Here is a 25,401-nt window from a genome sequence, read left to right as displayed (position 1 = left end):
CGTACAAACCAATCCGCACCGGCGCGAAGAAAATCGGCCAAACGCTCGGATCGATGCCAGAAATGGCGTGTTATATAGCTTGGATCACTTTAACGTTTGCTCAATAGTCCAAAATCTCTTTTCTCTCCCTCATCTATATCAGAGAATATTGTTGAATTAAGATATTTTTCTGCCAATTCGATAATATGTCTTACTTTATCTGTTTTTGTTGTCATAAAACCAATCGGTAGAGTAACAGGATAACCTGTTAATTTAGCGTGATAACAGACCACTGCAAATTTATCTTCTAAAAGTAGAATTTCTGTATTACCGTTCAAAAATCCTTCACAAAATCCGTACAAGATTTTGTCGTCAGAAATATCTCTAAATTCATTTAGCCACCTCTTCTTTTCACGCTCACGCTGGTTTTGCTTGTCGGATAATGGCAGATACAAACGGAATTCATAACCTTGTTTTTGCTTATCTACCAAATTTTGCAGTTTATCGTGAATTTTGCGTTGTTTTGCCCAATAAATATCGCTTGGTGCAAGCCAATAGAGTTTTTTAGTTTCTGATGTTTTTTTAAGCTGACCTAATATAGTGTCAATTTTATCAAAAACCATATCAGGAGGTTCCTGATTGTTCTTTGATTGAGGTTCCTTATTGTTCTTTGATTGATGATAAATCTGCCCTAAAAAATACAAGCCTTTTTCTTGCTCAAATTGATATTGAATTTTCTTAAACTTAATAATATCAAATCGTCCACCAAACAATACTCTCAAGGTATCATCATCACCAATTTCTTCCATACTTTTGCGTAATTCACGCAAATTATCATAATTACCAAACTGTTCCAGCTGGGCGGTAATGGCTTGTCGGATATTATCCTGATGAATAATAGTCTGTACATCGTGGCGTTCTTTGGCTTCGCCTGTTTCAGGCAGTAGCTCAAATGCCTGCGTAAAACGAAAATATTCAGGCGAGCCTTTGGGTTCGATGACATCAATTTTGTACAATGAAATATCTTTTTCAATCTCTCCCTTTTCATTTTTTACCTCAACGATATCATCTTCCATTAATTGGCGGAAACGGTTTTGAAACGATTTTCGGGCAATTTCACTGCTTTCGGATAACACTTTCGGTTCAATATCCAATTCTATCGCTTGCTGACGGACTTTATCACAATCTTTTTTCTGCAAAAAATTATTATCCAGTAACTCCATACGGTATTCGCCACCCAATTCTTTTAATGTGGGGATTTGTGGAGAATCTTGTCCATCGTTTTGAAACAAACGTAAACCTTCCGCAGATAAGGCTATCAAACCGTCATCTCGCCAAACAATCCATTTGTTTTGCTCTAAATCTGCCAAAGCTACTTCGGTTTCGTATTGATTGAAACCGAAATATTGAGCAATTTGTGCAGGTTTGCATGGCGTTATTTTAAGTAACCGCAATAAATATTCACGTACAAACGCCACTCCTTTATCACTCATATACGAAAACACAATTCGGAAGCGTGGAGCTTTGATTACAAAATCTATTTGATTGTACGGCGTTTTTTGTTCATTCATTTTTTCGCTCCGTTTTTTAAGGTCTTAATGGCGTAATATTGCTTATTTGTTTGTTCTTGCATAAAGCGTAATACCATTGCCAATGGTGCTTTGCTGTTTTTCGGTTGTTCCCATACGGTTTTTGCCCCGACAATCACAAGTTTGTCCATCGCACGAGATAAGGCTACATTGATACGGTTCGGCAAATGTAAAAAGCCTGTACTGTATGATTTATCGTAGCGTGTCAGCGACAATATAATCACACGGTTTTCTTTACCCTGATAGCTATCCACACTATCAATTTTAACCAAACGGCGGAAATCATCGCTCCAACTGCGTTCATTGAATTTTTTTCGAATCAACTGTTTCTGATCGCCATACATACAGATAACACCGATGGCTTGTTCGTTTTTTTCTAAGCATTTATGAACGGTTTTACTGTTCATAAACGTTTCATCTTCCGCCAAGTCTTGTAATACACCAATAATTACATCGGCTTCGGCACGGTTGGACAAACTACCTTTTTTGCCTTGTTCGTGATACGCTTTCGGCAATGAAGCCGTATCTAACCACGTTACGCAAGCTTTAAGTTTTTCAGGCAGCTTGTCATAACTGTTCGGCACATCGCTGTCCTGTTTACCGTTTTCCAAAACATTGCCGTAAAAGCAAGATGACACCAAGCTACCAATGGCAGGAGCCATGCGGTATTGGATTTTGAGCGTGGCACAAGTCTGCTTGCCATATTCGGATTGGAATACCCGTTCAAAATCACTGCCCAATGCTTGATCTAACTCTTCGCCACGCTTGGAAATGCCCAAACGACGGGCTAGTGCATTTTTATGTTCTTCCGAATATAACGGCGGTAACTGCTTATGATCGCCTACCAGCAAAATCCGAGTACCAGACTGCATTGCAATCGCCAATTCACTGGAAATAGAACGCGCCGCTTCGTCCACAATTACCCAATCATAAAGATTATCGGCAATGCCGATATGTTTTTGCCCAATACCAACGCAAGTACCAATCACAAGCTGGCGGGAACGAGCCAAAAACTCATCATAATTGGTGCGTTCGTTGGAAAGAGCTTCTAACATATCTTGGGTTAAATCAATAAGCTTGCCTGCCTGTACATCTTCACTTGGTTGAATATTGTGTTTTTGATTTAATTCTCCAATCAGTTTCGGCAAAATCTCATCAATTTCCACTAATTCACGCAGTCCCTTTGTTTGAGCTTGTTCTTTAATACTTTTTTCTAATTTTTTACGTAAACGTTTTTCGTCCTCATCAATAATTTCATCTTTACTTGATTTGACGATTTTTTGATAACGGCGGATTTGTGTCCCCATCTCAAATGCCAATTCGGCACGCTCACGCAAATAGCTTTCAGGCAGCCCCATACTGCGCCCAAGCTGACAGATATTACCAATCTTGTTTACATTTAATTGCGCTCGTTTTTGGCTGACTAAATTCGGCGAAAACACATCTTCCAGAATTTCCGAATCCGCTACTTCACGGTTACTAAACCGCACCAGTTGCAAATCTGTCCCCAAACGCCGACAGTGTTTACGGATACGTTCGGCAGCCGTATTCACGGCTTCATGCGATTGGCTGACCAGCAAAATATTACGAACTTTCTGCACATCAAACAGATAATGCACAAAAGCCGAAATAAATTCGGTTTTTCCCGTTCCCGGCGGACCTTGTAATAACGAGAGCGGTCCATTGGCAATCAGTTTTTGAAAAGCGATACGCTGTGCGTCATTCAAACTCACACCTTTTTCAGGTTGGTCATAACGAGCAAATTCTTTATCACTTACTTGAACATCGTATTTTTCAGACGGCAACGTACAGCTTTCATCAAAATAATGTACCAAACCTTTGACTGCACTTTCGCCGTCTAAAATACGTTGCAAAGCATTTTTACGGCGTTTATATGACGCTTTATTTTGTACACTTTGCAGATAAACAGGCGTATCCGCTTGAATATTATTTGCTGAATTGGTCAGGCTTTTCGGCTTGATATGTAATTCATTTAACTGGCTTTTAGCAATATCCACTACACCATATTTAAATGTTTTTTCGCCATCTTCACTTTTACCGATGGCTTCCACGATTTCATCACGTTGAAACTGATCAATTGGATTGATTTCACCGTCATACGGGATATAGATCTCACCATTTTCAGTTTTTTGCAATGCTTCATTTGCAGTAACAGACGGTAAAGCTTCGGTTTCCGTATCCAAAATTGCTTGCCACAATTTTTGAATACTTGGGCGTTGCTCAATTAGTGGTTCTGTGGCATCAATATCGGCAATTTCTATTTCAAAATCAGTTTCAAAAACTTTAACTTCCTCAATCAATTCTTTTTCAGGCAACCTAGAAATTTGCTCATCAATGAATTGATTGATAGTTTGGTTAAATAGCTCATCATCTTTTAGTGCGTCATTGAGTGCCTTCATTTCGCTATAAGGACCATAAGTAATATTCAGACCAAGTCTTAAACTCATCACACTGTTATCACGGTCTCGCTTGCTGATATAGCTACGTTCAATCGGAGATAAGGCGTGAGTAAATTGCTTATCTTGGACAGAATAAAATACTTTTAACACGCCACCAAAACCGATGAATTGCACCAATACATCGCCTTGTTTGCTTTTTTCAAATTGAACAAACAACTCGCCATTTTCAGGATAAATCTCAATCGGTAAAAACGAATCTCGCCCGCCAACCGTAATATTTATCATCGGTATGGTCGGTTTTGGATTAAGTGCTTCCTTAAAACGAACCAATGAAATAAACGCTGTTTGGCTGTCTGAATATTCTTGCTGTACTACATCGCTGATGTTGGCAAGTTTTTCAGACGGCATATTCCACGCTACGTCTAATAGCTCACACGCCATTTTCATGACGGCAAAATTGTCCCGTTGTTTTTCGGTAGCGTGGTCAAATTCAGGCGAATATTCGGTATTGAACTGGCTTTGTCCACTTGACGAAAAATCCAGAATATCCAAAATATGAAGCTGGATATTGTCGTCATCAAGCGTTACCAACACATTGTCAGGTTTCAAATCGCCGTGCGTAAAACCCAAACTGTGTAAATGTTCAATATTCTGAATAAATTTTTGAATAATCGTCAATTTCTGTTCGTCAGGCAAATCCAATTGACAAACCGCTTGCCATGTCTGCCCATCAATAAAATCACTCACGGCAAACAGGCAGCCAGATTTTTTGGCAATACCAAATTCTCGGATTTTCGGCACATAGTCAGGCGATAAATTTGCCAGCTTCGCCATGTTTTCCAACCAATTTAATACCACTCGTGCTTTGGTTTGGTCTTGTTGCGGGTCCGCATTCAGCCATGCTTTCACCAATAAGCCGTTAGATTGATAAACTTCTTTTTCACTGGTTTCAACAATAAAATCATTATCTTCACGATAAGCACGGGAATGGTTGATATCGTGGATAAATGGATCTAATTTTGCAAAATCAAAGGAAAAATCGACCGCTTGTTCGGGTTTATGTTGATTAAATTGATCCAAAAACTCTACAGCACTTTTAAAGGTTTTTTCAGATAATGCTTCTCGCAATAAATCACTATACCATTCGGTTGCTTGACTCAATTTTGTTTTCATATCGGTGATACTAGCGGGAGAAATCCGCTCAGCTTTGATAATATGCCAAGCTAACACTGCCAATGAACGCACATCATATTGATAAGGGGTAAGTTTAATGTTGTCTGAAAGTTTAAATGCATCTTTTGCCAAATCGCCTGATACTTCCAAAATCTCACGAATATCACCAACAGTTTGTTCATCTTTGAAATATGCTGTTGCAAATCCTGACAAAGTAATGGTATCGTCTGCCGACAGCCAAATGCTATGTTCACCCAAATCTCGATGAGCAATACCTATTTTGTGCAACTGGGCAAATTTGTCTAACAACAATTGCACCAATCCCAAACGACGTTCTTGGCTTAAATTCTCGCCACTGACACCACCGACAAATTGATTAAAGCGTTTTTGCTGCGGAAAAAATTCAAACAAATCAATATGTTCGGCAGTAATCTCGCCTTTTTGCGGTGTGGATTTGTAATTTAAACAGGTGTGATATAAGTCTTTATTTTGTAGTTTTATATGGTTTAATACATCATATTCACGACTAACTAAACGATAGCGACCATCTGGAGTTTGAGCCTCTGGGCGGTTAATTTTAGTAAAATTCCAACGGCGTAATAACGCCTGATCTTGGTGTTTTTTATTTTCAGTTTGAGCAAGATATTCTTGAAAAATCTGTTTAGGGTGATTAAAAATAGGCGTATCTTCAGCATAATAGCCATTTGTATTAATGGATTTGGGCTTAACAGAATTACCATTGAAAATTTCATCAAATACAGAGAAATCATTATTTAATGTTTGGTTATTTGGATATTTTGTATATTCTCCAAATTGTTCCGTAAATTTTTGATTATCAGCCAATAATAAAAAATCATTTAAACTAATGGTGTGCATTTTTTCTTTATCTGATAAACCACTAAAATCAGAATTTCCTGTCATCACAACCAAAAATTCTATTTTGGGAATAGGGAATTTCTCCGTAGAATTGGCAAATTTCCCACGAAACTTTTCTAATTTCTTTTTTAGGAGGTAGGATTTTTTCCGAGTAACCTCAACAGGAGAATACTCCATATCCTGTTTTCCCTTGAACCAGCGTAAACCATCATTAGTAATCGATTCACCATTCCAATGCTTTAATTCCACAATCAATACATTGCAATGCGTAATAATTACCAAGTCAAATTCACCTTCTTTGTGTTCTTTCACGTCGGCAAAGCGAAAACCTGAATATCCTTTCCAAGGGAACATAGATTTTAATGCCCCTAATACTTTTAATCCTTCCCCTTTCAAGGGTTGATTTGTCCTATTAGCAGGAACTGAAAAAGCTTGCTTAATTTTTTCAATTGCTTCTACTTCGTGTGCAGTTAAGCCACCACCCCAATCTTGTACTTCCATCATTCACCTCACAATAAATATCAGCATATTCTATCAAATTTTTGTTATATCACATCCATACAACGGCACGTTCACCAGCCAATCTTGCTTACGATAATCCGCCATTGAAAAACGAATCGCTTGTTCAGGCTGGAACTGTTCCACATAGACTTTCAGGCTTTTGGCTTTTAGATTTTCTTCGGCTTTCACTTCAATCGGGATCACTGCTTGTTTACGTTGCAGCACAAAATCCACTTCCGCCGTGCCTTTTTCCGTTGTCCAGTAGAAAACAGGGTTTTCTTGGTTGGCAATCAGCTGTTGCAGCACATATTGCTCGGTTAAAGCCCCTTTAAATTCGCTAAAAATACGGCTCCCCTCTAACAAAACGCTAACATCTAAATGACTTTGTGCCGCCAGCAACCCTACGTCCAAAGCGTATAATTTAAAGGCGTTATCTTGGTATGCCGAAAGTGGCAAATGGGGCTTTTTAATGCGTGGCACACGATGCACCAAACCGCTGTCTTTGAGCCATTGTAAGGCGATCTCGTAGTCTTTGCTTCTCGCCCCTTTTTGTAGCTGTGAATACATAAATTTTTTATTTTCTTTGGCAAGTTGTTCAGGAATGGACGCCCAAATTGACCGCACTTTTTGCACCGTCTGCCCATCTTTAATATGTTTGGAAAAATCCTGTTCATACGCCATCAATAGATTTCGTTGCACTTGGCGAACCGCATCAAAATTTTGCCTATCAATAAAAGTTTGCACCGCTTCAGGCATTCCGCCGACAAAATAGTATTGTCGCAACAAATCAATATAGGTCATTTTCATCGCAGCAATCAACGCCCAATCTTGCATATTAAGCAATTCAACCAAATCCTGCTTGCCAAGTACGGTTAGAAATTCGTGGAAATCCATCGGATACATCGGCAGAAAATCCACTTTGCCCACAGGAAATGAAACCTGATGATGTAACGATATGCCCGGTAACGACCCTGCCGCCACGATATAAAACTGCGGTGCGTTTTCATAAAAGTATTTGAGCGATGACAACGCCTGCGGTACTTCTTGCACCTCATCAAAAATAATCAGCGTGTTTTGGGCTTGAATATCCACACCGCTTTCAATTTTTAAGCCAAGAATTAGGCGGTTGATGTCGTAATCGCCGGTAAACAAGGTTTTCATTCGGCTATTGTTATCAAAATTGATATACGCCACTTGTTCAAATGACTGCTTGCCAAAATGCTTTATCGCCCAAGTTTTTCCAACCTGCCTTGCCCCTTGAATAATCAAAGGCTTACGGCTAGGATTTTGCTTCCATTTTTCTAAGGATTGAATGATTTTTCGTTGCATAATGACACTTTTTCTAAGGAATGTTTGTAGGCAAGAGAATAATGATCCTGTCTAAAAACAAAACTTCACACGATATTGTTGCAAAAAATTGGCGATTTTTGACCGCTTGTAGCAAGCAAAAGAGCGTTTTTTTTCAGAGTTTTTTTTAAATAACAATGTGTAGAAAATCCTAGCATTGTTTACACTTTTGCTTTTTTGCCTGAAGACCCATTTTGGGATTTTTGAGTGTTGTCAAAGAATGCCAAAAGGCACTGCAAAGCCGCATGGTTATTGATAATGCTCAAAAATCCTAAAGCAATCATTCGATCAAAAAACACAAGCTGTTTTGCATAAAACCTGACAATTTCCTACAAACAATGCCGTCTGAAACTCAACCCTCAGACGGCATTATTATTTGCAAACTTCCAAAATTCCCCACCCCTCCCCCAACCTCATTTATCAAATTAGGCAATAATCTGCGTATTTTAGGCAAAGATTTGCCGCTGGTTTTGCCTATAATATCGCCATTAACCCAAACCAAAAGGACAAAATTATGATTACGATTTATTCTCTTAAACAATCCCGTTCACAGCGTATCGTGTGGCTGCTTGAAGAGTTGGGCGTGCCGTATGAAGTGAAAAACTTTGAGCGTGAGCCGATAACTCGTGCCGCACCGGCGATTTTTAAAACCTTGCACCCATTGGGCAAGTCGCCGATTTTAACCGATGGTGATTTGGTGCTAGCCGAAAGCGGTGCGATCGTGGAATACCTGATCAAACGCTACGGCAACGGCAGATTTTTGCCTGCCGAGAATTACGCCGATTACGCCCAGTATAAACAGTGGATACACTACGCCGAAGGCTCAATTATGCCGAATTTTACGCTCAAACTGGTCGCAGGCGACAGCAACAAAGCCGACTATATCAACGGTCAGGTTGCCTTGCACCTTGATTATATTGAGCAATATCTTGCCGATAAAAAATGGTTCTGCGGCGAGCAACTCACTGGTGCTGATATTATGATGAGTTTTCCGCTGCAAGTGGCGATTTTTATGTTGCCAGAGCAAGCCTATCCAAACATCGCTCGCTTTGTCAGTCAAGTGGAACAAAGCGACACTTATCAACGAGCAGAAAGCCGAGTTGGTGCATTAGAGTTGCATAAATTATAACCGCTTCACCGTGATACGGCATTGCCGACGTTGGCGATGCCGTCCATATAAGGAGAAAAAATGGGTGTTTTGAATAAAGGTCAATGGCAAGGCGACGATGTGCAGTTGGAGCAGGTTGATCAAATCGCACAGCCGTTAATCGCCGAAAAAGACCGCTATCATTTTTATTTTGCCTACGGTTGCCCTTTTGCACACCGTGCGAATTTGGTTCGCCATTATTTGGGGCTGACCGATGTGATTTCAGCGTCCAGCACCGCCCCAATAATGACCGCAGACGGCTTGGCGTTTAACAAAGATTTTTACGATACCGCCAACCATTTGCCCTTTTTGCGTGATGTTTATTTAAAAGGCAAAGCCGATTTTTCAGGGCGAGCCAGCGTGCCGTTATTGTGGGACAAGCAAACCCAAACCATTGCCAGCCATAATTCAGGGGAAATGGCGTGGGAGATTGCCGAGAAATTTGCCGAATTGGGCAATAATCCAGCGGATTTAATTCCATCTCATTTACGCAATGAGATTGCCAAACTAAACGATTGGCTGGATGTGAAAATTAACCGCAAAGTCTATCAAGTGGGCTATGCCGATACGCCAGAAAAATACCAAAAACAGTTGCAAGAATTGTTCCAAAGCCTAAGCAAGCTGGATCAACGCCTAGCCGAGCAACGCTATTTATTTGGCGAGCAGATTACGCTGTCGGATTTTTGGCTGTTTCCAACCTTGATCCGCTTTGAAGCGGTGTATGCCGATTTGTTCCGCACAAACTTAAAACCGCTTGCCGACTTTCAACATCTGTATCGCTATATGTTGGCGTTATATGCCGATCCACGCATTCAGGCAACGGTGGATATAGATTTTACAATGCAATTTTATTATGTGAACAGTGGCGGACTAAGCCCTGACAACGTGCCAAAACCTGTGTTGCCTTGGCTAAAAGCAGATTTATCAAATTAGGCAAGAATTTGCGTGTTTTAGGCAAACAACGGCGAACAACGCTCACTATAATAAGCACACTTAACGCAATTAAGCGTATTGATTAACCATAGCAAATAGAAGGTAAAAAATGAAAGCATTTGAACAACATAAATTACTCGTGGTCGGTGGCTCAAGCGGTATCGGTTTTGAAACCGCCAAAATGGTTGCCGAACAAGGTGGCTCGGTGGTGATTGTCGGCAGTAACCCTGCCAAAGCCGAAACCGCTCGTCAAGACTTGGCAAAAATCGCAGGCGATGACAAAGCCTTTGCCCTAACCGCCGATTTGACCGATTTTGCCAGCGTGGAAAATTTGATCGCCGAGTTAAACCAAAACCACAGCGACATTGATTTGCTGGTCAATTCCGCCGGCGTGTATTTCCCCATCACCTTTTTGGAACACAGCCGTGCCGATTACGATAAATTCTTGGACTTAAACCGTGCAACCTTTTTCATCACTCAAGCGGTGGCGAAAAACTTAGTGGCGAAAAAGCGTGGCGGATCTTTTGTTAATGTAACCGCTGTGCCAGCTCGCCTGCCGATTGATACCGTGCCAGCGTCCGCCTACTCAATGGCGAAAATCGGCTTGGACACCTTGACCAAACACGCTGCCGCCGAACTTGCCGCCCATAATATCCGTGTCAATTCGGTCGCCCCAGCGATGATTGAAACTAAAATTTTTGAAAAATTCGCCAGTGCCGAACAGGTGAACGACACCTTAGAGAGTTTCAAAAATTTCCATCCGCTCGGTCGCAACGGCACACCGCAAGATGTCGCCGAAACCATTGTGTTCTTGTTATCGGACAAAACATCGTGGGTAACAGGGGCAATCTGGGACGTGGACGGCGGTGCAATGGCACAGCGTAAACAAGGGAATTAAGTTCATCGCATAAAATAATGCCGTTTGAAAGTCAGTTTTCAGACGGCATTTTTGTAGAAGTTTACAGAAAATTGGCGATTTTTGACCGCTTGCACAAAAAGAGCAGGCGGTTTTTTGAGAGTTTTTGCTTAGATTGGCTTATTGTAGCTACAAACTGATATGATATAAATTCAAAAATAAGCACGCGTTAAAAGAGATATAACCAATGGAAATCAAAGCGAAATTCTTTCACGAACTCACCACAACAGAGCTATATGAAATTTTAAAAGCACGTAGTGCGATATTTGTCCTTGAACAAAACTGCGTTTATCAGGATATGGACGATAAAGATTATGCGAGCCTACATATTTTTTATGAGCAAAATGGGCAAGTTGTGGCATATTTGCGTGCTTTTGCCAAAGACGCCGATCTCGTGCATATGGGCAGAGTGCTGACCGTGCAACGTGGAACGGGCTTAGGCGGGAAAATTTTAAAAGAAGGCATTCACCAAATTCAAAAACGCTTTGCACCAAAGCAGATTTATATTGAAGCACAAAGCTATGTGGTCGGCTATTATGAGCGAGAAGGTTTTAGTGTCTGCTCGGAAGAATTCTTGGAAGATGGCATACCGCATGTTCAGATGATCTTAAACCTATAAAGCCCCAAACCCCGCTCACAAAAAACAAAGTTTTTTGAACGTTGGCTTTGCCAACGGCTACTAAGTAGCGAACAATCGCTTTTGCGATTGTGAGTAATTTTTTGAAAGTTTTTTGAATGATAAAACCGTGTAAAATTTAGGTTTCGCACGGTATTTTTGCCAAAAATCTAAAAAATCAAACCGCTTGCAGAAAAAGAGCAGGCGGTTTTTTCTACTTTTCCGACTGCGGTTTGTTACGGCTTGCCTTGTCCTGTTTTTAAAGCAAATTCACTATGTCGTTAAAGGTCGTCTGAAAACAACTCATTCCTGCAACGGCTTTTTATGCTTTATACATTCCGCCGCATACTGCCCGCCCCAAACGTGCATTGCCTCGATTACCGGCATCAGCGTTTTGCCGAATTCGGTCAGCGAATACTCCACTTTAGGCGGAATTTGCGGATACACTTCCCGATGAACAATCCCATCGTTTTCCAACTCACGCAGCTGCAATGTCAGCATACGCTGGGTAATGCCGGCAAGCAGCCGCTGCAATTCGTTGAAGCGGCGGGTATCTCTGCTCAAATAATATAAAATCAATACCTTCCATTTCCCGCCGATTATATTCAAAGTGTTAACAACAGGGGCGCAAGCACTGTGTTCGTATTCTGTTTCCGACATCGTTTCCTCCAAACATTCTATAGTGAATTCAAATAAGAAATCTGATTCGTTGCCTACGTCCTTATGTACTACTTGTACACGGCGGGCGTAGTCGCCTTGCACCTTTCTTATTTTAATCCACTATATTTTTAACAGTATAAAAAATGTGCGTACTTGTAAAAAAATACGTTCCCCATATAATACATCCATCAACACAACGCCCACAAGCAAAACAGGAGACATCATGCGTATCCAAGAATTAGACTGCATCAACGAACTGGCGCGAAAACACCAAACCACAGGTCTTACCGCCGCCGAACTTACCGAACGGGAACAACTGCGCCAAATCTATTTGAAACAGATTCTCGGACAAATGACCAACATTCTATCGGTCGTCAGCGTAGTGGACAGCGAAGGCAACGACATTACCCCCGCCAAACTCCGCCGTGCGCAAGCCGCCGGAATGCAGATACAGTAACCCAATCAAATATAGATTATCGTCGTCTGAACAATTTCAGACGGCCTCAAAAGAAGGAATATGATGATGCGCAACGTTAAACAAATCTACCAAGCCAACAGCAAACATTGGGTCGGCGACGGCTTTCTCGTCCAACCGCTCTTCTCCCATATGGCAGACGATAGAGGTACCAATCCGTTTCTGATGCTTGATTACGCCGCACCTTACCAATTTGCACCCAACGAAGCACGCAGCCCACGGGGTGTCGGACAACATCCGCACAAAGGTTTTGAAACCGTAACCATCGCCTATCACGGCGAAGTAGCACACCGTGACTCCAGTGGTGGTGGCGGAATCATTTATGAAGGTGATGTGCAATGGATGACCGCAGGCTCGGGCATTATCCACGAAGAGTTCCACTCTGAAAACTTCAGCAAAAAAGGCGGGCTTTTTGAAATGGTGCAGCTTTGGGTAAATCTTCCAGCCAAAGACAAAAATACACCGCCACGCTACCAACATCTTGCCAAAGCAAACATTCCCATTGTCGGATTGCCCGACCAATCAGGCTACTTGCGTCTGATTGCAGGCGAAAAAGACGGTGTAAAAGGTGCGGCCGACACCTTTACCGAAATGAACGTGTGGGATGGTGTCATTCACGCCGGTAAAGACGCTGTATTGGCAATACCCGAAACCCACAACCTGTCTGTGGTCGTCCTGCGGGGCAATGCTGTCTTTAACGATAAAGAACAGGCAACGGCAGGACAGTTGGTGAGTTTTGAAAAAACCGGTGGCGACATACACATCAAAGTCGGTAGTGAAGAAGTCAAAATCTTACTGCTTTCCGGTATTCCGATTGACGAACCCGTTGTCGGCTACGGTCCATTCGTGATGAACACCGCCGAAGAAATCCGCCAAGCCTTCAGCGATTTCCAAAGCGGAAAATTCGGCAAAATCGATTAAAGTGATTTGCCAAAATCAAAGAGGCCGTCTGAAAAAGAATTTCAGACGGCATTTTTGTAGAAGTTTGCAGAAAATTGGTGATTTTTGACCGCTTGTACAAAAAAAGCAGGCGGTTTTTTTAAAAGCTTTTAAGAGCAACTTATCAAATTAGGCAATTTTTCTGCTGGTTTTGGCAAGTAATCCCGCCACAAATCCCCTATCATATACTCACAAACAAAACGCACATTTGTGCTTAACTGATGAGGTAATGATAATGAACAAATCTTTTGCAAATCGTAAATTATTAGTGCTCGGCGGTACTGCTGGCGTGGGTTTTGCCACAGCGGAGCTGATTGCTCGGCAAGGCGGTAGCGTGGTGGTTGTGGGCAGTAATCCGCAAAAAGCCGAAGATGCACGCCAAAAATTAGCGGCGATTGCCGGCAATGATAACGCCTTTGCCTATTCGGCGAATTTGACAAATTTTGCCGAAGTGGAAAAACTGATTACGCAAATTACTGATGAGCATAGCGATATTGATTTATTGCTAAACTCGGCTGGGATTTTTTATCCAGTAAACTTTGTTGATCATAGCCGTCAAGATTATGATAATTTCCTTGATTTTAACCGTGCGATTTTCTTTATCACGCAAGCGGTAGCAAAAAATCTGATCGCCCGTGGCAAGTCAGGATCAATCGTGAATATCTCTGCGGTGCTTTCTCGCCTGCCGCTGGAAGGCACGCCGATGGCGGCTTATTCAATGGCAAAAATCGGCTTGGATACTTTAACCAAACACGCAGCGGCCGAACTTGCCGCCCACAATATCCGTGTCAATTCGGTCGCCCCAGCGATGATGGAAACCCGCTTGCTTTCTCGCATTATGGACGATGAGCAGATCAAAGGGGCAATGGCGGCGTTTGCCAAAATCCACCCGCTCGGTCGCAATGGTCAGCCAGAAGAAGTGGCACAAACCATCGCCTTTTTGTTGTCAGAACAGGCAAGCTGGATCACAGGTGCCATCTGGGATGTGGACGGCGGTTTGATGGCTAGCCGTAAAGCAGGCTAAGGGGGTGTTTATGAGCCAAGTAATTTATACCAATGACGAAGGTTTTGAAAAAGCCGTGCTGAATAGCCAACTGCCTGTTTTGGTGGATTTTTATGCCGACGGTTGTCCGCCTTGCAATGCCATTTCATCGTCTTTGGATGAGCTGTCCGATGAATATGCCGGCAAACTGCGAGTGGTTAAAGTCAATGTATTTCAATCCGGACACACTGCGGCCAACTACAACATTCGTGCCGTGCCACAACTGATGGCATTTAAAAATGGCAAAATGTTGCTACGCAGCGAAGGTGCCAGACCGAAATCCGAAATTGAAAAATTGATCAAGCACGCCCTTGCCGCTTAAGGTAAATCACGCAAAGCCCAGATTTGAAATAGCCAAATCTGGCTTTGTTTTATCATTTGGCAAATTAGGCAAAAATCCGCTTATTTTAAGCAAGGTTTTGGATCAGGTTCGTCCTATAATAAACGCTATCAAAATACCGATTTGGAGAACGCTATGAAATTATCCGCTTTAAATCTTGTGCCTATCCGTGAAGGGCAAAATGCCCAAGATGCCATTGCATCGCACATCAAACTTGCCCAACATTTGGAAAAAATCGGCATTGAGCGAATGTGGATCGCCGAACATCACAATATGCAAAATCTGGCGAGTTCGTCCACCCAGCTGTTGATTATGCACACCCTTGCCAACACGCAAACGCTCAAAGTAGGCTCAGGTGGCGTGATGTTGCCCAACCACAGTCCTTATGTGGTGGCGGAGCAATACGGCACGCTGGCAACCATTTTCCCAGAGCGTGTGGAACTGGGACTGGGGCGAGCCCCCGGCACTGACGGGCTGACCGCCTTTGCCTTGCGAAAAGGTCGCCAGCACGGTGATTTTAGGCAAGAAATCGCCGAACTGCGAAGCTATTTTGACGGCACAGCAGAAGTCAATGCCTATCCTGCCAAAAACGTAGATGTGCCGTTTTATATTCTCGGCTCAAGCACCGAAAGCGCCTATTTGGCGGCAGAACTTGGTTTGCCCTACGCTTTTGCCTCGCATTTTGCCCCGGCGATGTTGGTTGATGCGGTGAAAATTTACCGTCAGCATTTCAAACCGAGCCAATATCTAGCCAAGCCTTATGTGATCGTGGGGGTAAATGCGATTGTCGCCGACAGCGATGAAGAAGCCGAGAGCCTGGCGACCACGCAAAGCCAGTTTTATTTGAATGTGGTTACTAACGCCCAAAATAAACTGCAACCGCCGGCAAAATCCGATGATGCCCTGTGGGACGAAATCATTAGTTCCAACCGCTCCGTTCATTTTGGCCCTGTGGATATTAGCGAGCTGGGTCAGCATAACAGTTATCGCCGTTTGGTGGATAAAATGACCGGTTGCACGCTCAAAGGCACAAAGGCGAGCGTCAAAGCCCAGCTACACGCCCTGCGGACACAAGTGGAATTTGACGAAATCATCGCCCAAAGTTTTATCTTTGATGAAGACAAACAGGCTTATTCTTATACTTTGTTAAAAGAAGTGGTTGATGAGATGAACTAAGATGTGAAAACAAACTCAAAGCGTAGCGTTTTGTAAATGCCGTCTGAAAGTTCCCAATCGGTTTTCAGACGGCCTTTGCCCAAATCGGCGGGTCTAAGCGCTTATCAATGGGCGGACGACTGGGAAAACAGGTTAATCACCAGCACGCCGCCGATAATCATCGCCATGCCGATAAGTCCGGCAAGATCGGGTTTTTGCCCGAAAGCAAAGAAGGCGACAATGGCGGTCAGCACAATGCCTACACCCGACCAGATGGCGTACACAAGCCCGAGCGGCAAGGTGCGGGTAATTATCGACATTAAATACAAGGCAACGACAAAGGCAACGATGGCAATCCCTGCATACAGCGGTTTGGTAAAGCCTTCGCTGGCTTTTAAGCTACTTGTGCCGATAACTTCGGAAACAATTGCAGCTGCTAATAAAATCCACGGGTTCATAAATCGTTTTCCTTAGTCAGAATGAAATGCTTGGAACGGGCGGTTATTTTAACAAAAAAGCATTGTTTAATCAGTCTTGATTTTTGTCGGATTTTCGTGGCAATTCAGAGATTTTTACTGCGTTTTCAAGTAAAATACGGGGCAATATAGTTCGTCAAACCGAATAGATGCCGTTTGGCGGATACGGCGAAATCCGCCGTTTTAAATTCATGTTGAAAAATTCATTTTGGGCATTTTTTGCCTTTCTTTTTTATTTGTCGGAGGAATAATGGCCGTAGAAGGTGCAAGTCAATTGGTCAGCGTGGTTACGCTGTTGGGGGCGGCAGTGGTTGCCGTGCCGATTTTTAAACGCTTAGGCTTGGGGGCGGTGCTGGGCTATTTTGCCGCAGGGCTTGCCATCGGGCCTTTTGGTTTGGGTCTGTTTAACGATGCCGAGGCCATTATCCATTTGGCAGAACTCGGCGTGGTGATGTTCCTGTTTTTGGTTGGGCTGGAAATGCAACCGAAGCACTTATGGGGCTTGCGTAAATATATTTTCGGTATGGGCAGTATGCAGATTCTCACCGCCATTGCCGGCTTGACGGCGGTGTCTATGCTCTATGGTTTTTCGTTGCAGTTTTCCTTTATTGCTGCGTCGGGCTTTGTGCTGACATCCACGGCGATTGTGATGCAAACCTTGGCGGAACGGGGCGAGATGACCAGCGAGCGGGGACGGCGGATTATTGCGGTGCTGTTGTTTGAAGATTTGCTGATTGTGCCGTTGCTGGCGTTGGTGGCATTCTTAGCTCCCGAAACGGGGCAGGTAAACGATACCCCGCTGTGGCAGCACATCGGCACGGCTTTAGGGGCGGTAGTGGCACTGGTGGTGGCTGGCGTTTGGTTGCTTAATCCGCTGTTTCGCATTATCGCCAACACCAAAATCCGTGAGCTGATGACTGCCGTTGCCCTGTTTGTGGTGCTGGGGTCGGCGTTATTGATGGAAGCCAGCGGTTTGTCTATGGCGATGGGGGCGTTTTTGGCAGGCGTATTGCTGTCTAATTCCAGTTTCCGCCATCAGTTGGAAGTGGATATTGATCCGTTTAAAGGCTTGTTATTGGGCTTGTTTTTCCTTGGCGTGGGTATGAGCTTAAACCTTGCCCACGTTATCAGCAACTGGGTGGTGATTGTGTCCGCCGTGTTTGCGATGATGTTGGTCAAAGGCTTGGTTATCTTTATCGTGGCTCGTCTGACTGGTTCAAACAATGCCGATGCCCTTGATCGTGCTGTGGTGATGGCTCAAGGGGGCGAGTTCGCCTTTGTACTGTTCGCCGCTGCCACCGCACAAGGTGTAATCAGCCAAGAAGTTCACGCCAATATGACGGCGATTGTGGTGCTGTCGATGGCATTAACGCCGCTGTTTATGATTATCCATAACAAATTTATCGCACCACGCTTTGCCAACACCGGCGAGCGTGCCGCCGATACCATTGACGAACAAAATGCGATTTTGCTCATTGGTATCGGACGATACGGGCAGATTGTCAGCAAACTGCTGCGAGCGGCAGGCTTTAACGCCACGATTATCGACAAAAACCCGACCTTAGTAGACGGACTGAAAAAAATCGGAATGAAAAGCTATTACGGCGACGCGTCCCACCCTGATTTGCTCAAAACCGCAGGCGTGCAAAATGCCAAACTGGTGATTATCGCCATTGACGATGTGGCAAAAGCCACCAAAATCGCCCATCACGTGCGAATGGTTAATCCGCACACCAAAATCATCGCCAGAGCCCACGACCGCCATCACGTCTTTGAATTGGCACAAGCGGGGGCGGACGTGCAAATACGGGAAACCTTCGACTCCGCCCTCCGCACCGGCAAACAAGCCTTGCAGGCACTGGGCATAGAGCGGGATAAAGTACACGAAATCGGCGATATGTTCTTCGGCATTGACCGCCACAATGTCAAGCTGATGGCGGACGTGTACGATCCAAACATCGCCGCCTACCAAAACGACGCGATGAACAAACTCGCCATAGAACAAGACGAACAAATCGCCCTTGCCGTCCAGCAGATTTTGGCAGAAGAGAAGTAGGTTGAATTGCCAAACAATCGTTAATGCCGTCTGAAACCGATTTTCAGACGGCATTTTTTCGGAAAATCTACAATTTCACCCTACTTGCCCTAGCTTTTCCTGTAAAAATTCAACAAAAACCTGAATGCGTTTGGCTTTTTGGCTATCTTTGGGGTAATAGAGATAAACGGGCGGATAGCTTTGCCAGTGATCGCCAAGCAATGGAATAAAGCACGCTTTATCGGCTTGTAGAGCAATGACAGGCTCAAACATTTGCCCAATACCGATCCCTTGGCGGATAGCATCCATGACGACATCAATATCGTTAGTAATCAATCCATTTTCCATTTCTATATTCAGCGGATGCCCATCTTGCATCATCACCAACGGCAACACACGGTTTGCCGTCTTTAGGCGGAAGCTGATAAAACGGTGTTGAGCGAGTTCTGGCAGGCTGTTAGGCGTGCCGTGATTGGCGAGATAATCCGCGTTGGCGTATAAACCGAGCTTAAAACTTGGCAACAGACAACGAGCAATCATATTATCCGCCAGTTTATCGCCGAAACGGATACCAAAATCAAACCCCTGTTGAATAATGTCTATGGTGGCGTCATTGATAGAAATTTCCAGTTGAATATGGGGATAACGGCGACAAAATTCGGCGTAATAAGGCTGGATAATCAGCCCAAAAGCAAAACGGGAAAGCGTGATCCGCAAGTTACCACTCGGTGCTTGTTGCAACTGTTTCACATCGTCCACGGCATTGCTTAGGCGTTGCATTGCCTGTTGAGTATCGTCAAACAGCTTTTTACCCGCGTCCGTCAGCTCAATATGACGGGTCGTGCGGTGAAATAACGGCAAGCCAAGTTGCTGTTCTAAGGATTTCAATGCCGTGCTGACCGACGGTGAACTAATTTGTAGGTGTTTTGATGCGCCGACAATGCTCCCTTCTGTGGCGATAGCGTGAAAAATGCGTAAATAACCATACAATGCACTATTCATTTTTGCTCCAATTATTAGCTTTTAACTAATAGTGTATTAGCTATTCTTTGTCTTATCAAGGGTAAATGTATTGGTTATACTACGCCCAAAATTTCACGCAAAGAGAGAAAAAATGAAAAAATGGCAAACTTTACTGCTCGCTGGCAGTTTATCCCTTGCACAAATCGCACAAGCGACACCGATTTTGCGAATTTTTGAAATGCAGTTGGATACAACACATCTTACCGAGTTTCAGCAAGTCGGACAGCACAACATTAAAACGTCTATCACCAATGAAAAAGGCACGCTGGCAATGTATTCGGCGCAGTTGGCAGACAATCCGCAAACGCAATATGTATTGGAGATTTATCAAGATGACAACGCCTACCAAATACACCGCCGTTCGCCACAATTTTTAAACTATCTGGCACTGGCGAAAAAAGCGGTCAAGCCGAAGCAAATATGGGAAACCGCCCCGCAATTTATCGTCGAGCGGGCGGATTTAGCCGAGCTATTGCAGGCAAAGGGCGTACTGGTGAAATTCGCCAAAATCACAGTAAAGCCCGAGCATAATCAAGCCTTCCGCCAAATTGTGTTGAATGAAATGCAACAAACTATGGCTAACGAAGCGGGCGTACTGGCGATGTATGCGGTTACCAATGCCGAGCAGGCGAATCAGTGGCTATTTTTTGAGCTTTACCGCAACGCCGATGCCTATCAGCAACACCGCCAAACGGCGTGGTTTCAAGATTATTTAAGCCAAACCAAAAGTATGTTGAGCGACAAACAACTGTTTGAACTCACCCCAAACACACTGGGGAGCAAAGGCAATTTAACGTTTATCCAACAATAAGGAGTAAAGATGTTTTTAATCAATGTAAGCGTAACCCCAAGCGAAACCGCGGATCAATACCGCCAAGCCCACTTAGATTTTCTCAACCGCCATTTTGAGCAAGGCACATTTTTGCTGTTCGGACGCTTTGAAGCCAGTGCTGGCGGGCTGATTATCGCCAAAGCGGAAAGCGAAGCCAACTTGCACGCTCTGCTTGCCCAAGATCCTTATATGATCCACGGCGTTGCCCAGTGCGATATTCAAGCATTCCACGTCGGCAAAATTTCCGCCGATATTCTCAACGTTTAAGGAGTAACCATGAACATCTTAATTATTTCTGGACACCCAAATTTAGCACAATCCGTTGCCAATCAAGCCATTTTGAACCGTTTAGCCGAAGGCTTACCAAATGCCGAAATCCGCCGTCTGGATACTCTTTACAGCGAGAACGCTATTGATGTGGCAAGCGAACAACAAGCCTTATTAAACGCCGATGTGATTGTGTGGCAATTCCCGTTTTACTGGTACAGCTTGCCAGCATTGCTGAAAAAATATCTTGATGACGTATTCCTGCACGGCTTTGCCCACGGCTCAACCGCCAAACTGGGCGGGAAAAAACTGTTGCTCTCATTCACCACTGGCGCCCCCGAACAAGCCTATATAGCGGATGCAATGGGCAACATTGACGACTTATTACTACCGCTCAAAAGCACTGCCAAATTATGCAACTTAGAATGGTTACCGTCTGTTTACACCCACGGGATTAGCTACATTGCCCGCACCGACCAAAACGCCCTTGACGCCCAACGTAGCCAAGCCGAGCAACACGCGGAGCGAGTGATTGCACAGTTGCAGGCGTTGGAAAAATAAGGTCGTTGAAAACGACGTTGCAGAAAATTGCCGATTTTAGACCGCTTGCACAAAAAGAGCGGGCGGTTTTTTAAGAGTTTTGATAAGAAGGATAAACAATGAACCACATTCAAGATAAGGTTATCATCATTACTGGCGCGTCCAGTGGGCTAGGCGAAGCAATGGCTCGCCATCTTGCACCGAAAGGGGCAAAATTGGTATTAGCCGCCCGCCGTTTAGATCGCCTTGAAACCTTAGTTGCCGATATTCAAGCTAACGGCGGACAAGCCATTGCGGTCGCCACCGATGTCAGTCGCCACTGCGAAATGGAACATTTAGCCCAACAAGCCCTTACCACCTTCGGACGCATTGACGTGCTGATTAACAACGCAGGCATTATGCCAATGGCACCGATGAGTGATTGCCGAGTGGATGAATGGGACAAATTGATTGATGTCAACATCAAAGGCGTGCTTTACGGCATTGCGTCCGTATTGCCAACGATGAAAGCCCAGCAAAGCGGACACATTATCAACTTATCGTCTGTTGCGGGATTAAAAGTCGCCAGCGGGGTCGGCACGGTTTATTCAGCGACAAAATTTGCCGTGAAAACCATTGCCGAAGGCTTGCGGGAAGAAGTGGCGGGCGACAACATTCGCGTTACCACGCTCTACCCAGGGGCAATCCAAACCGAACTGACCCAAAGCATTCAACACGGTCAAGCCCGTGAAGCAATGGAACAGTTCTACCAACAAAACGAAATCACCCCCGACAGCATCGCCCGTGCCGTCATCTACGCCCTTGAACAACCAGCAGATGTAGCGATTAACGAGATTACTATCCGCCCAACTAAGCAAGAGTTTTAACTAAAAACCCCGCTTAATTTTTTGAAAGTTTTTTAAATGATAAATACCGTCTGAAAGGGAATTTTCAGACGGCATTTTTGCAAAAAATCCCCCAAAACCCACCCGCTTGTTACACTTTCAACGATTTGACCAAGGCTTGAAATATCGGCGAGTCGGCACGGCGGGAAGGGTAATAGAGATGGTAGCCTTGATAAACCATCGCCCAATCGTCCAGCACAGTTAGCAAACGCCCGTCCGCTAATTGTGCCTGAATGCTGTCGGTGGGTATCCAAATCAGCCCCAAATCGGCTAAGTCAAATTGCACCAACAGATTGGTTTGATTGGCGATAAATTGTCCTTGCGGTTGCACCTTAACCACCTTGCCTTTATTCAGCGGATCGGCAAATTCCCACACCAGCAAGTTACCGAGCGTCATCAGTCGCATTGCACCGCATTGGTGTTCGGTCAGCTCAAACGGTGTTTTTGGCGTGCCGTGCCTTGCCAGATAAGCAGGACTTGCCGCCACGCACATTCGCAAATCGTCCGACACTCGCACCGCAATCATATCTTTTTCCACATCATCGCCCAGCCGAATACCCGCATCAAAACGTTCCGCCACAATGTTGGTAAAGCGGGTTTCGCAGGTCAGCTCAAGCTGTATATCGGGGTAGCGGTGCATAAACTGTTGAAATTTCTGCCATAACACCGTGCTTAAGGCGTGTTCTGTGCTGTTGATCCGCAATGTTCCGCTTAGGCTGTTGCGAAAAGTGCCAAGGGCGTTGAGCTGTTCGTCAATATCGTCAAACAGTGGGCGTAACCGCTGTTGCAACTGCTCGCCAGCTGCCGTCGTGGACACATTGCGGGTGGTGCGGTTGAGCAACTTCACCCCCAGCCGTGTTTCCAAGCCACGAACGGCGTGGCTTAACGCCGATTGCGATACACCAAGCTGTGCCGCCGCTTTGGTAAAACTGCCTGTTTCGGCGACCAATAAAAAAGTGCGTAAATCGTTTAAATTTTCAGACATCGCTATTTCCATTGATGAATTTTATTCATAAACCTATGCAATTTTACCCTACTAATCAAATGAAATCACTTAGTTTAGAATAACCCCATCGTCAAACAACAAAGGAAAACGAATGAAAAACATCTTAATTTTAGGAGCAACGGGCGGTTTGGCTCGTCAAGTGATCCCTGTATTACTTGCCAAACCAGATATTCATCTCACCTTATTTGCCCGTCGTAGCGAACCTTTGGCAGAATTTGCCGCCCCGAATGTGCGGATTGTCAAAGGCGATGTATTGGATTTTGACGCATTATGTTCGGCAATGGCAGGACAAGATTTGGTCTATGCCAACCTTGCCGGCAACCTTGAGCCAATGGCGGACAATGTCGTCAAAGCGATGGAAAAAAGCGGTGTAAAACGCTTGATTTGGATCAGTTCAATGGGCATTTACAACGAAACAGGCGAAGATCACGGGGTGATTTTGCAGCCCTATAAACGCTCGGCTGCCATCGTGGAAAACAGCGGTTTGGCGTACACTCTGATCCGCCCGGCGTGGTTTACCAACAGCCCTGAAATTGATTACCAACTGACACAAAAAGGCGAGCCGTTTCAAGGTTCGCAAGTCTCCAAACGCAGTATTGCCGATTTAATCAGCAAAATTATCGCCGATCCAGAGCGTTATAGCGGACAAAGTTTGGGAATTGGCAAAGTGTAGCCCCCGACTTTCAGACGACATTTTGCAGGTTTAAACAAAAAAACCGCTTGCATCAACGCAAAATCATTTACTTCGGGTAGTATTTCCCGTCCATCTGAAGTAAAGATTTTGCCAACACAATCACATCAAACTATCTATTAAGGAGTAAAAATGAACCTTCAACACATTCAAGATCGTTTGGCATTAAAAGATTTGGTGGACACTTTTTCCAATCTCGCAGACGAGAAAAAAGTCGCCGAACAAATGCCCTTATTCACCGAAGACGCCCGCGTAACCACCTATATCGGCGGCGAACTGTTCGCCGATATGACAGGACGAGCCGAAATCGAGCGGGTTTTTAGCAATTTTTTGGCAAATTTCCACACGGTTTACCATCTCAACGGACAGCATACCGTTACCTTTACCGCTGAAAACCGTGCCGACGCCATTAACTATTGCTTAGTCAAACTGGTAGAAAGCAAAGACGGCCAAAATATCGTGCATACCCACAGCGTGCGTTATCAAGACAGCTATCAAAAACACAACGGCAACTGGCTAATCAGCCGCCGCATTGCTCATTTTATGGTGAGCGAACAGGCGGAAATGTAAAAGAGCGGGCGGTTTTTTTAGAGTTTTTTGCTGACAAATGCCGTCTGAAAGACAAGCGTACATTTTCAGACGGCATTTTACACCAGCTACACCTTCAAATAATCAATCACGCACCTTAAGGCATAAGACACATTGCGGTGTGGGTAATACAGGTGAAAGCCAGTGAACGTATGGCTAAAGGGTTGCAACACCTGAATAAGCTCGCCCCGAGCCAGTTCGCCTTCCACCATATCTTGTGGCACATAGCCCAAACCCAGCCCACGCTTTGCCGCATCCCGAATGGAATAATCGTTGGAAAACGTCCATTGCCCCTGCGTTTTAATTTGAATCGGTTTGCCGTCTTGCACCAAATCCCAGTCATACATCGCTCCGCTGGCGTAACGGTAGCCGATACATTGATGGTGGCGTAAATCGTCAGGCGTTTTGGGGAAACCGTAGGCGTGGAAATAATCAGGTGAGCCGACCACCGCCATTTTCTCATCATCGCCGATCCGCACCGCAATCATTCCTTCCGCCACCACATCGCCAAAACGCACGCCCGCATCAAAGCGTTCGCTGATGATGTTGGTGAGTGCCGTATCGCTGATCAGCTCAAGCTGGATTTGCGGATAATCGGTTTTAAAGCCTGCCAGTTTCGGCAACAACACCTTATCAATGGCGTATTGACTGGCGGTAATCCGCACCAAGCCAGACGGCGTATCGCTCAAATGCCCAAGCATCGTCAGTTGCCGATCCAATCGCTCAAAACTTTGCTCGGCAACGGCAAACAGCTGTTCGCCTGAATGAGTCAGCGACAGACTGCGAGTGGTGCGGTGAAACAGTTGCACGCCGAGCCGTTGTTCCAACAATTTCACCGTGCGACTGAGTGCCGATTGCGAAATCCCCAGCCCATTCGCCGCTTGAGTAAAACTGCCTGATTTTGCCACGGCAAGAAAGGCGTAAAGGTCGTTGTAGTTAGTTGGCATTGTA

At 44.5% G+C, this 25,401-nt stretch carries 24 protein-coding genes; 16 read left to right on the top strand and 8 right to left on the bottom strand.

The window, feature by feature from the left end; all coding sequences use genetic code 11:
• Positions 1-89 precede the first annotated feature (89 nt).
• From H4O27_RS02720 to H4O27_RS02710, 3 genes are read right to left on the bottom strand one after another with little or no spacing between them, the layout of a single operon-like run.
• Positions 90-1,550 (bottom strand): hypothetical protein, encoded by a 1,461-nt coding sequence (locus H4O27_RS02720; RefSeq protein ID WP_165008469.1) that lies wholly within the window; start codon positions 1,548-1,550, stop codon positions 90-92.
• Positions 1,547-6,541 carry an AAA domain-containing protein gene (locus H4O27_RS02715; RefSeq protein ID WP_226883421.1) on the bottom strand — a complete coding sequence of 1,665 codons (4,995 nt, stop codon included), beginning with the start codon at positions 6,539-6,541 and terminating at the stop codon, positions 1,547-1,549. The genes H4O27_RS02720 and H4O27_RS02715 overlap by 4 nt, the downstream gene beginning before the upstream one ends.
• Before the next feature lie 30 nt (positions 6,542-6,571).
• Complete coding sequence (locus H4O27_RS02710; protein WP_165008471.1) at positions 6,572-7,867, bottom strand: ATP-binding protein; 1,296 nt, start codon at positions 7,865-7,867, stop codon at positions 6,572-6,574.
• A 532-nt stretch (positions 7,868-8,399) separates the two neighbouring features.
• On the opposite strand from H4O27_RS02710, the gene H4O27_RS02705 reads away from it, so the two are divergent.
• From H4O27_RS02705 to H4O27_RS02690, 4 genes are all read left to right on the top strand, one after another.
• Positions 8,400-9,014: a glutathione S-transferase family protein gene (locus H4O27_RS02705; protein ID WP_165008473.1), complete on the top strand. Its 615-nt coding sequence runs from the start codon at positions 8,400-8,402 to the stop codon at positions 9,012-9,014.
• A 60-nt stretch (positions 9,015-9,074) separates the two neighbouring features.
• The gene (locus H4O27_RS02700; RefSeq protein ID WP_165008475.1) at positions 9,075-9,965 is read left to right on the top strand and encodes a glutathione S-transferase C-terminal domain-containing protein; all 891 of its coding nucleotides are present in this window, start codon (positions 9,075-9,077) and stop codon (positions 9,963-9,965) included.
• Between the two features lie 109 nt (positions 9,966-10,074).
• The gene (locus H4O27_RS02695) at positions 10,075-10,863 is read left to right on the top strand and encodes an SDR family NAD(P)-dependent oxidoreductase (RefSeq protein WP_165008477.1); all 789 of its coding nucleotides are present in this window, start codon (positions 10,075-10,077) and stop codon (positions 10,861-10,863) included.
• Between the two features lie 205 nt (positions 10,864-11,068).
• Positions 11,069-11,500, top strand: a complete 432-nt coding sequence (locus H4O27_RS02690) for a GNAT family N-acetyltransferase (RefSeq protein WP_165008479.1) — start codon at positions 11,069-11,071, stop codon at positions 11,498-11,500.
• 300 nt (positions 11,501-11,800) lie between these two features.
• Here the strand turns inward: H4O27_RS02690 and H4O27_RS02685 are convergent, their stop codons facing one another.
• Positions 11,801-12,157, bottom strand: coding sequence for a winged helix-turn-helix transcriptional regulator (locus H4O27_RS02685; RefSeq protein ID WP_165008481.1), 357 nt, complete (start codon positions 12,155-12,157; stop codon positions 11,801-11,803).
• A gap of 223 nt (positions 12,158-12,380) precedes the next feature.
• On the opposite strand from H4O27_RS02685, the gene H4O27_RS02680 reads away from it, so the two are divergent.
• The 5 genes from H4O27_RS02680 to H4O27_RS02660 all read left to right on the top strand — a co-directional run bounded on the left by H4O27_RS02680 (position 12,381) and on the right by H4O27_RS02660 (position 16,129).
• Positions 12,381-12,614 (top strand): DUF896 domain-containing protein, encoded by a 234-nt coding sequence (locus H4O27_RS02680; protein ID WP_165008483.1) that lies wholly within the window; start codon positions 12,381-12,383, stop codon positions 12,612-12,614.
• A 66-nt stretch (positions 12,615-12,680) separates the two neighbouring features.
• Entirely contained in the window at positions 12,681-13,553 is an 873-nt protein-coding gene (locus H4O27_RS02675; RefSeq protein ID WP_165008540.1) for a pirin family protein, read from the top strand.
• Positions 13,554-13,806: 253 nt separating this feature from the next.
• Entirely contained in the window at positions 13,807-14,595 is a 789-nt protein-coding gene (locus H4O27_RS02670; RefSeq protein ID WP_165008485.1) for an SDR family NAD(P)-dependent oxidoreductase, read from the top strand.
• Between the two features lie 10 nt (positions 14,596-14,605).
• Positions 14,606-14,935, top strand: a complete 330-nt coding sequence (locus H4O27_RS02665; protein WP_165008487.1) for a thioredoxin family protein — start codon at positions 14,606-14,608, stop codon at positions 14,933-14,935.
• 153 nt (positions 14,936-15,088) lie between these two features.
• A complete protein-coding gene (locus tag H4O27_RS02660) occupies positions 15,089-16,129 on the top strand; it encodes an LLM class flavin-dependent oxidoreductase (RefSeq protein ID WP_165008489.1) in 1,041 nt (346 codons plus the stop codon).
• A gap of 104 nt (positions 16,130-16,233) precedes the next feature.
• Here H4O27_RS02660 and H4O27_RS02655 read toward each other — a convergent pair whose 3' ends face one another.
• Entirely contained in the window at positions 16,234-16,566 is a 333-nt protein-coding gene (locus H4O27_RS02655) for a DMT family transporter (protein ID WP_165008491.1), read from the bottom strand.
• Between the two features lie 268 nt (positions 16,567-16,834).
• Here H4O27_RS02655 and H4O27_RS02650 point away from each other — a divergent pair, with 268 nt between their 5' ends.
• On the top strand, positions 16,835-18,640 hold the full coding sequence (locus H4O27_RS02650) for a monovalent cation:proton antiporter-2 (CPA2) family protein (RefSeq protein WP_165008493.1): 1,806 nt from the start codon (positions 16,835-16,837) through the stop codon (positions 18,638-18,640).
• Positions 18,641-18,715: 75 nt separating this feature from the next.
• Here the strand turns inward: H4O27_RS02650 and H4O27_RS02645 are convergent, their stop codons facing one another.
• On the bottom strand, positions 18,716-19,621 hold the full coding sequence (locus H4O27_RS02645) for a LysR substrate-binding domain-containing protein (RefSeq protein ID WP_165008494.1): 906 nt from the start codon (positions 19,619-19,621) through the stop codon (positions 18,716-18,718).
• A 112-nt stretch (positions 19,622-19,733) separates the two neighbouring features.
• Here H4O27_RS02645 and H4O27_RS02640 point away from each other — a divergent pair, with 112 nt between their 5' ends.
• The 4 genes from H4O27_RS02640 (at position 19,734) to H4O27_RS02625 (ending at position 22,147) form a co-directional block, all read left to right on the top strand.
• The gene (locus tag H4O27_RS02640; protein WP_165008496.1) at positions 19,734-20,453 is read left to right on the top strand and encodes a putative quinol monooxygenase; all 720 of its coding nucleotides are present in this window, start codon (positions 19,734-19,736) and stop codon (positions 20,451-20,453) included.
• A 9-nt stretch (positions 20,454-20,462) separates the two neighbouring features.
• Complete coding sequence (locus H4O27_RS02635) at positions 20,463-20,741, top strand: YciI family protein (RefSeq protein ID WP_165008497.1); 279 nt, start codon at positions 20,463-20,465, stop codon at positions 20,739-20,741.
• A gap of 9 nt (positions 20,742-20,750) precedes the next feature.
• Positions 20,751-21,302, top strand: coding sequence for an NAD(P)H-dependent oxidoreductase (locus H4O27_RS02630; protein ID WP_165008499.1), 552 nt, complete (start codon positions 20,751-20,753; stop codon positions 21,300-21,302).
• A 98-nt stretch (positions 21,303-21,400) separates the two neighbouring features.
• Positions 21,401-22,147, top strand: coding sequence for an SDR family oxidoreductase (locus H4O27_RS02625; RefSeq protein WP_165008501.1), 747 nt, complete (start codon positions 21,401-21,403; stop codon positions 22,145-22,147).
• 109 nt (positions 22,148-22,256) lie between these two features.
• Here H4O27_RS02625 and H4O27_RS02620 read toward each other — a convergent pair whose 3' ends face one another.
• Positions 22,257-23,150: a LysR family transcriptional regulator gene (locus tag H4O27_RS02620; protein ID WP_165008503.1), complete on the bottom strand. Its 894-nt coding sequence runs from the start codon at positions 23,148-23,150 to the stop codon at positions 22,257-22,259.
• Positions 23,151-23,262: 112 nt separating this feature from the next.
• Here H4O27_RS02620 and H4O27_RS02615 point away from each other — a divergent pair, with 112 nt between their 5' ends.
• Both H4O27_RS02615 and H4O27_RS02610 read left to right on the top strand, forming a co-directional pair.
• Positions 23,263-23,844 (top strand): NAD(P)H-binding protein, encoded by a 582-nt coding sequence (locus tag H4O27_RS02615; RefSeq protein ID WP_165008505.1) that lies wholly within the window; start codon positions 23,263-23,265, stop codon positions 23,842-23,844.
• Positions 23,845-23,994: 150 nt separating this feature from the next.
• Positions 23,995-24,432, top strand: a complete 438-nt coding sequence (locus H4O27_RS02610) for a nuclear transport factor 2 family protein (RefSeq protein WP_165008507.1) — start codon at positions 23,995-23,997, stop codon at positions 24,430-24,432.
• A gap of 86 nt (positions 24,433-24,518) precedes the next feature.
• Here H4O27_RS02610 and H4O27_RS02605 read toward each other — a convergent pair whose 3' ends face one another.
• Positions 24,519-25,397 (bottom strand): LysR family transcriptional regulator, encoded by an 879-nt coding sequence (locus H4O27_RS02605; protein WP_165008509.1) that lies wholly within the window; start codon positions 25,395-25,397, stop codon positions 24,519-24,521.
• Positions 25,398-25,401 lie beyond the last annotated feature (4 nt).

The organism is Neisseria yangbaofengii (assembly GCF_014898075.1).
Taxonomy (GTDB): Bacteria; Pseudomonadota; Gammaproteobacteria; order Burkholderiales; family Neisseriaceae; genus Neisseria; species Neisseria yangbaofengii.
The sequence above is the reverse complement of the archived record's forward strand: the minus strand, read 5'-3'. Positions and strand labels throughout refer to the sequence as shown.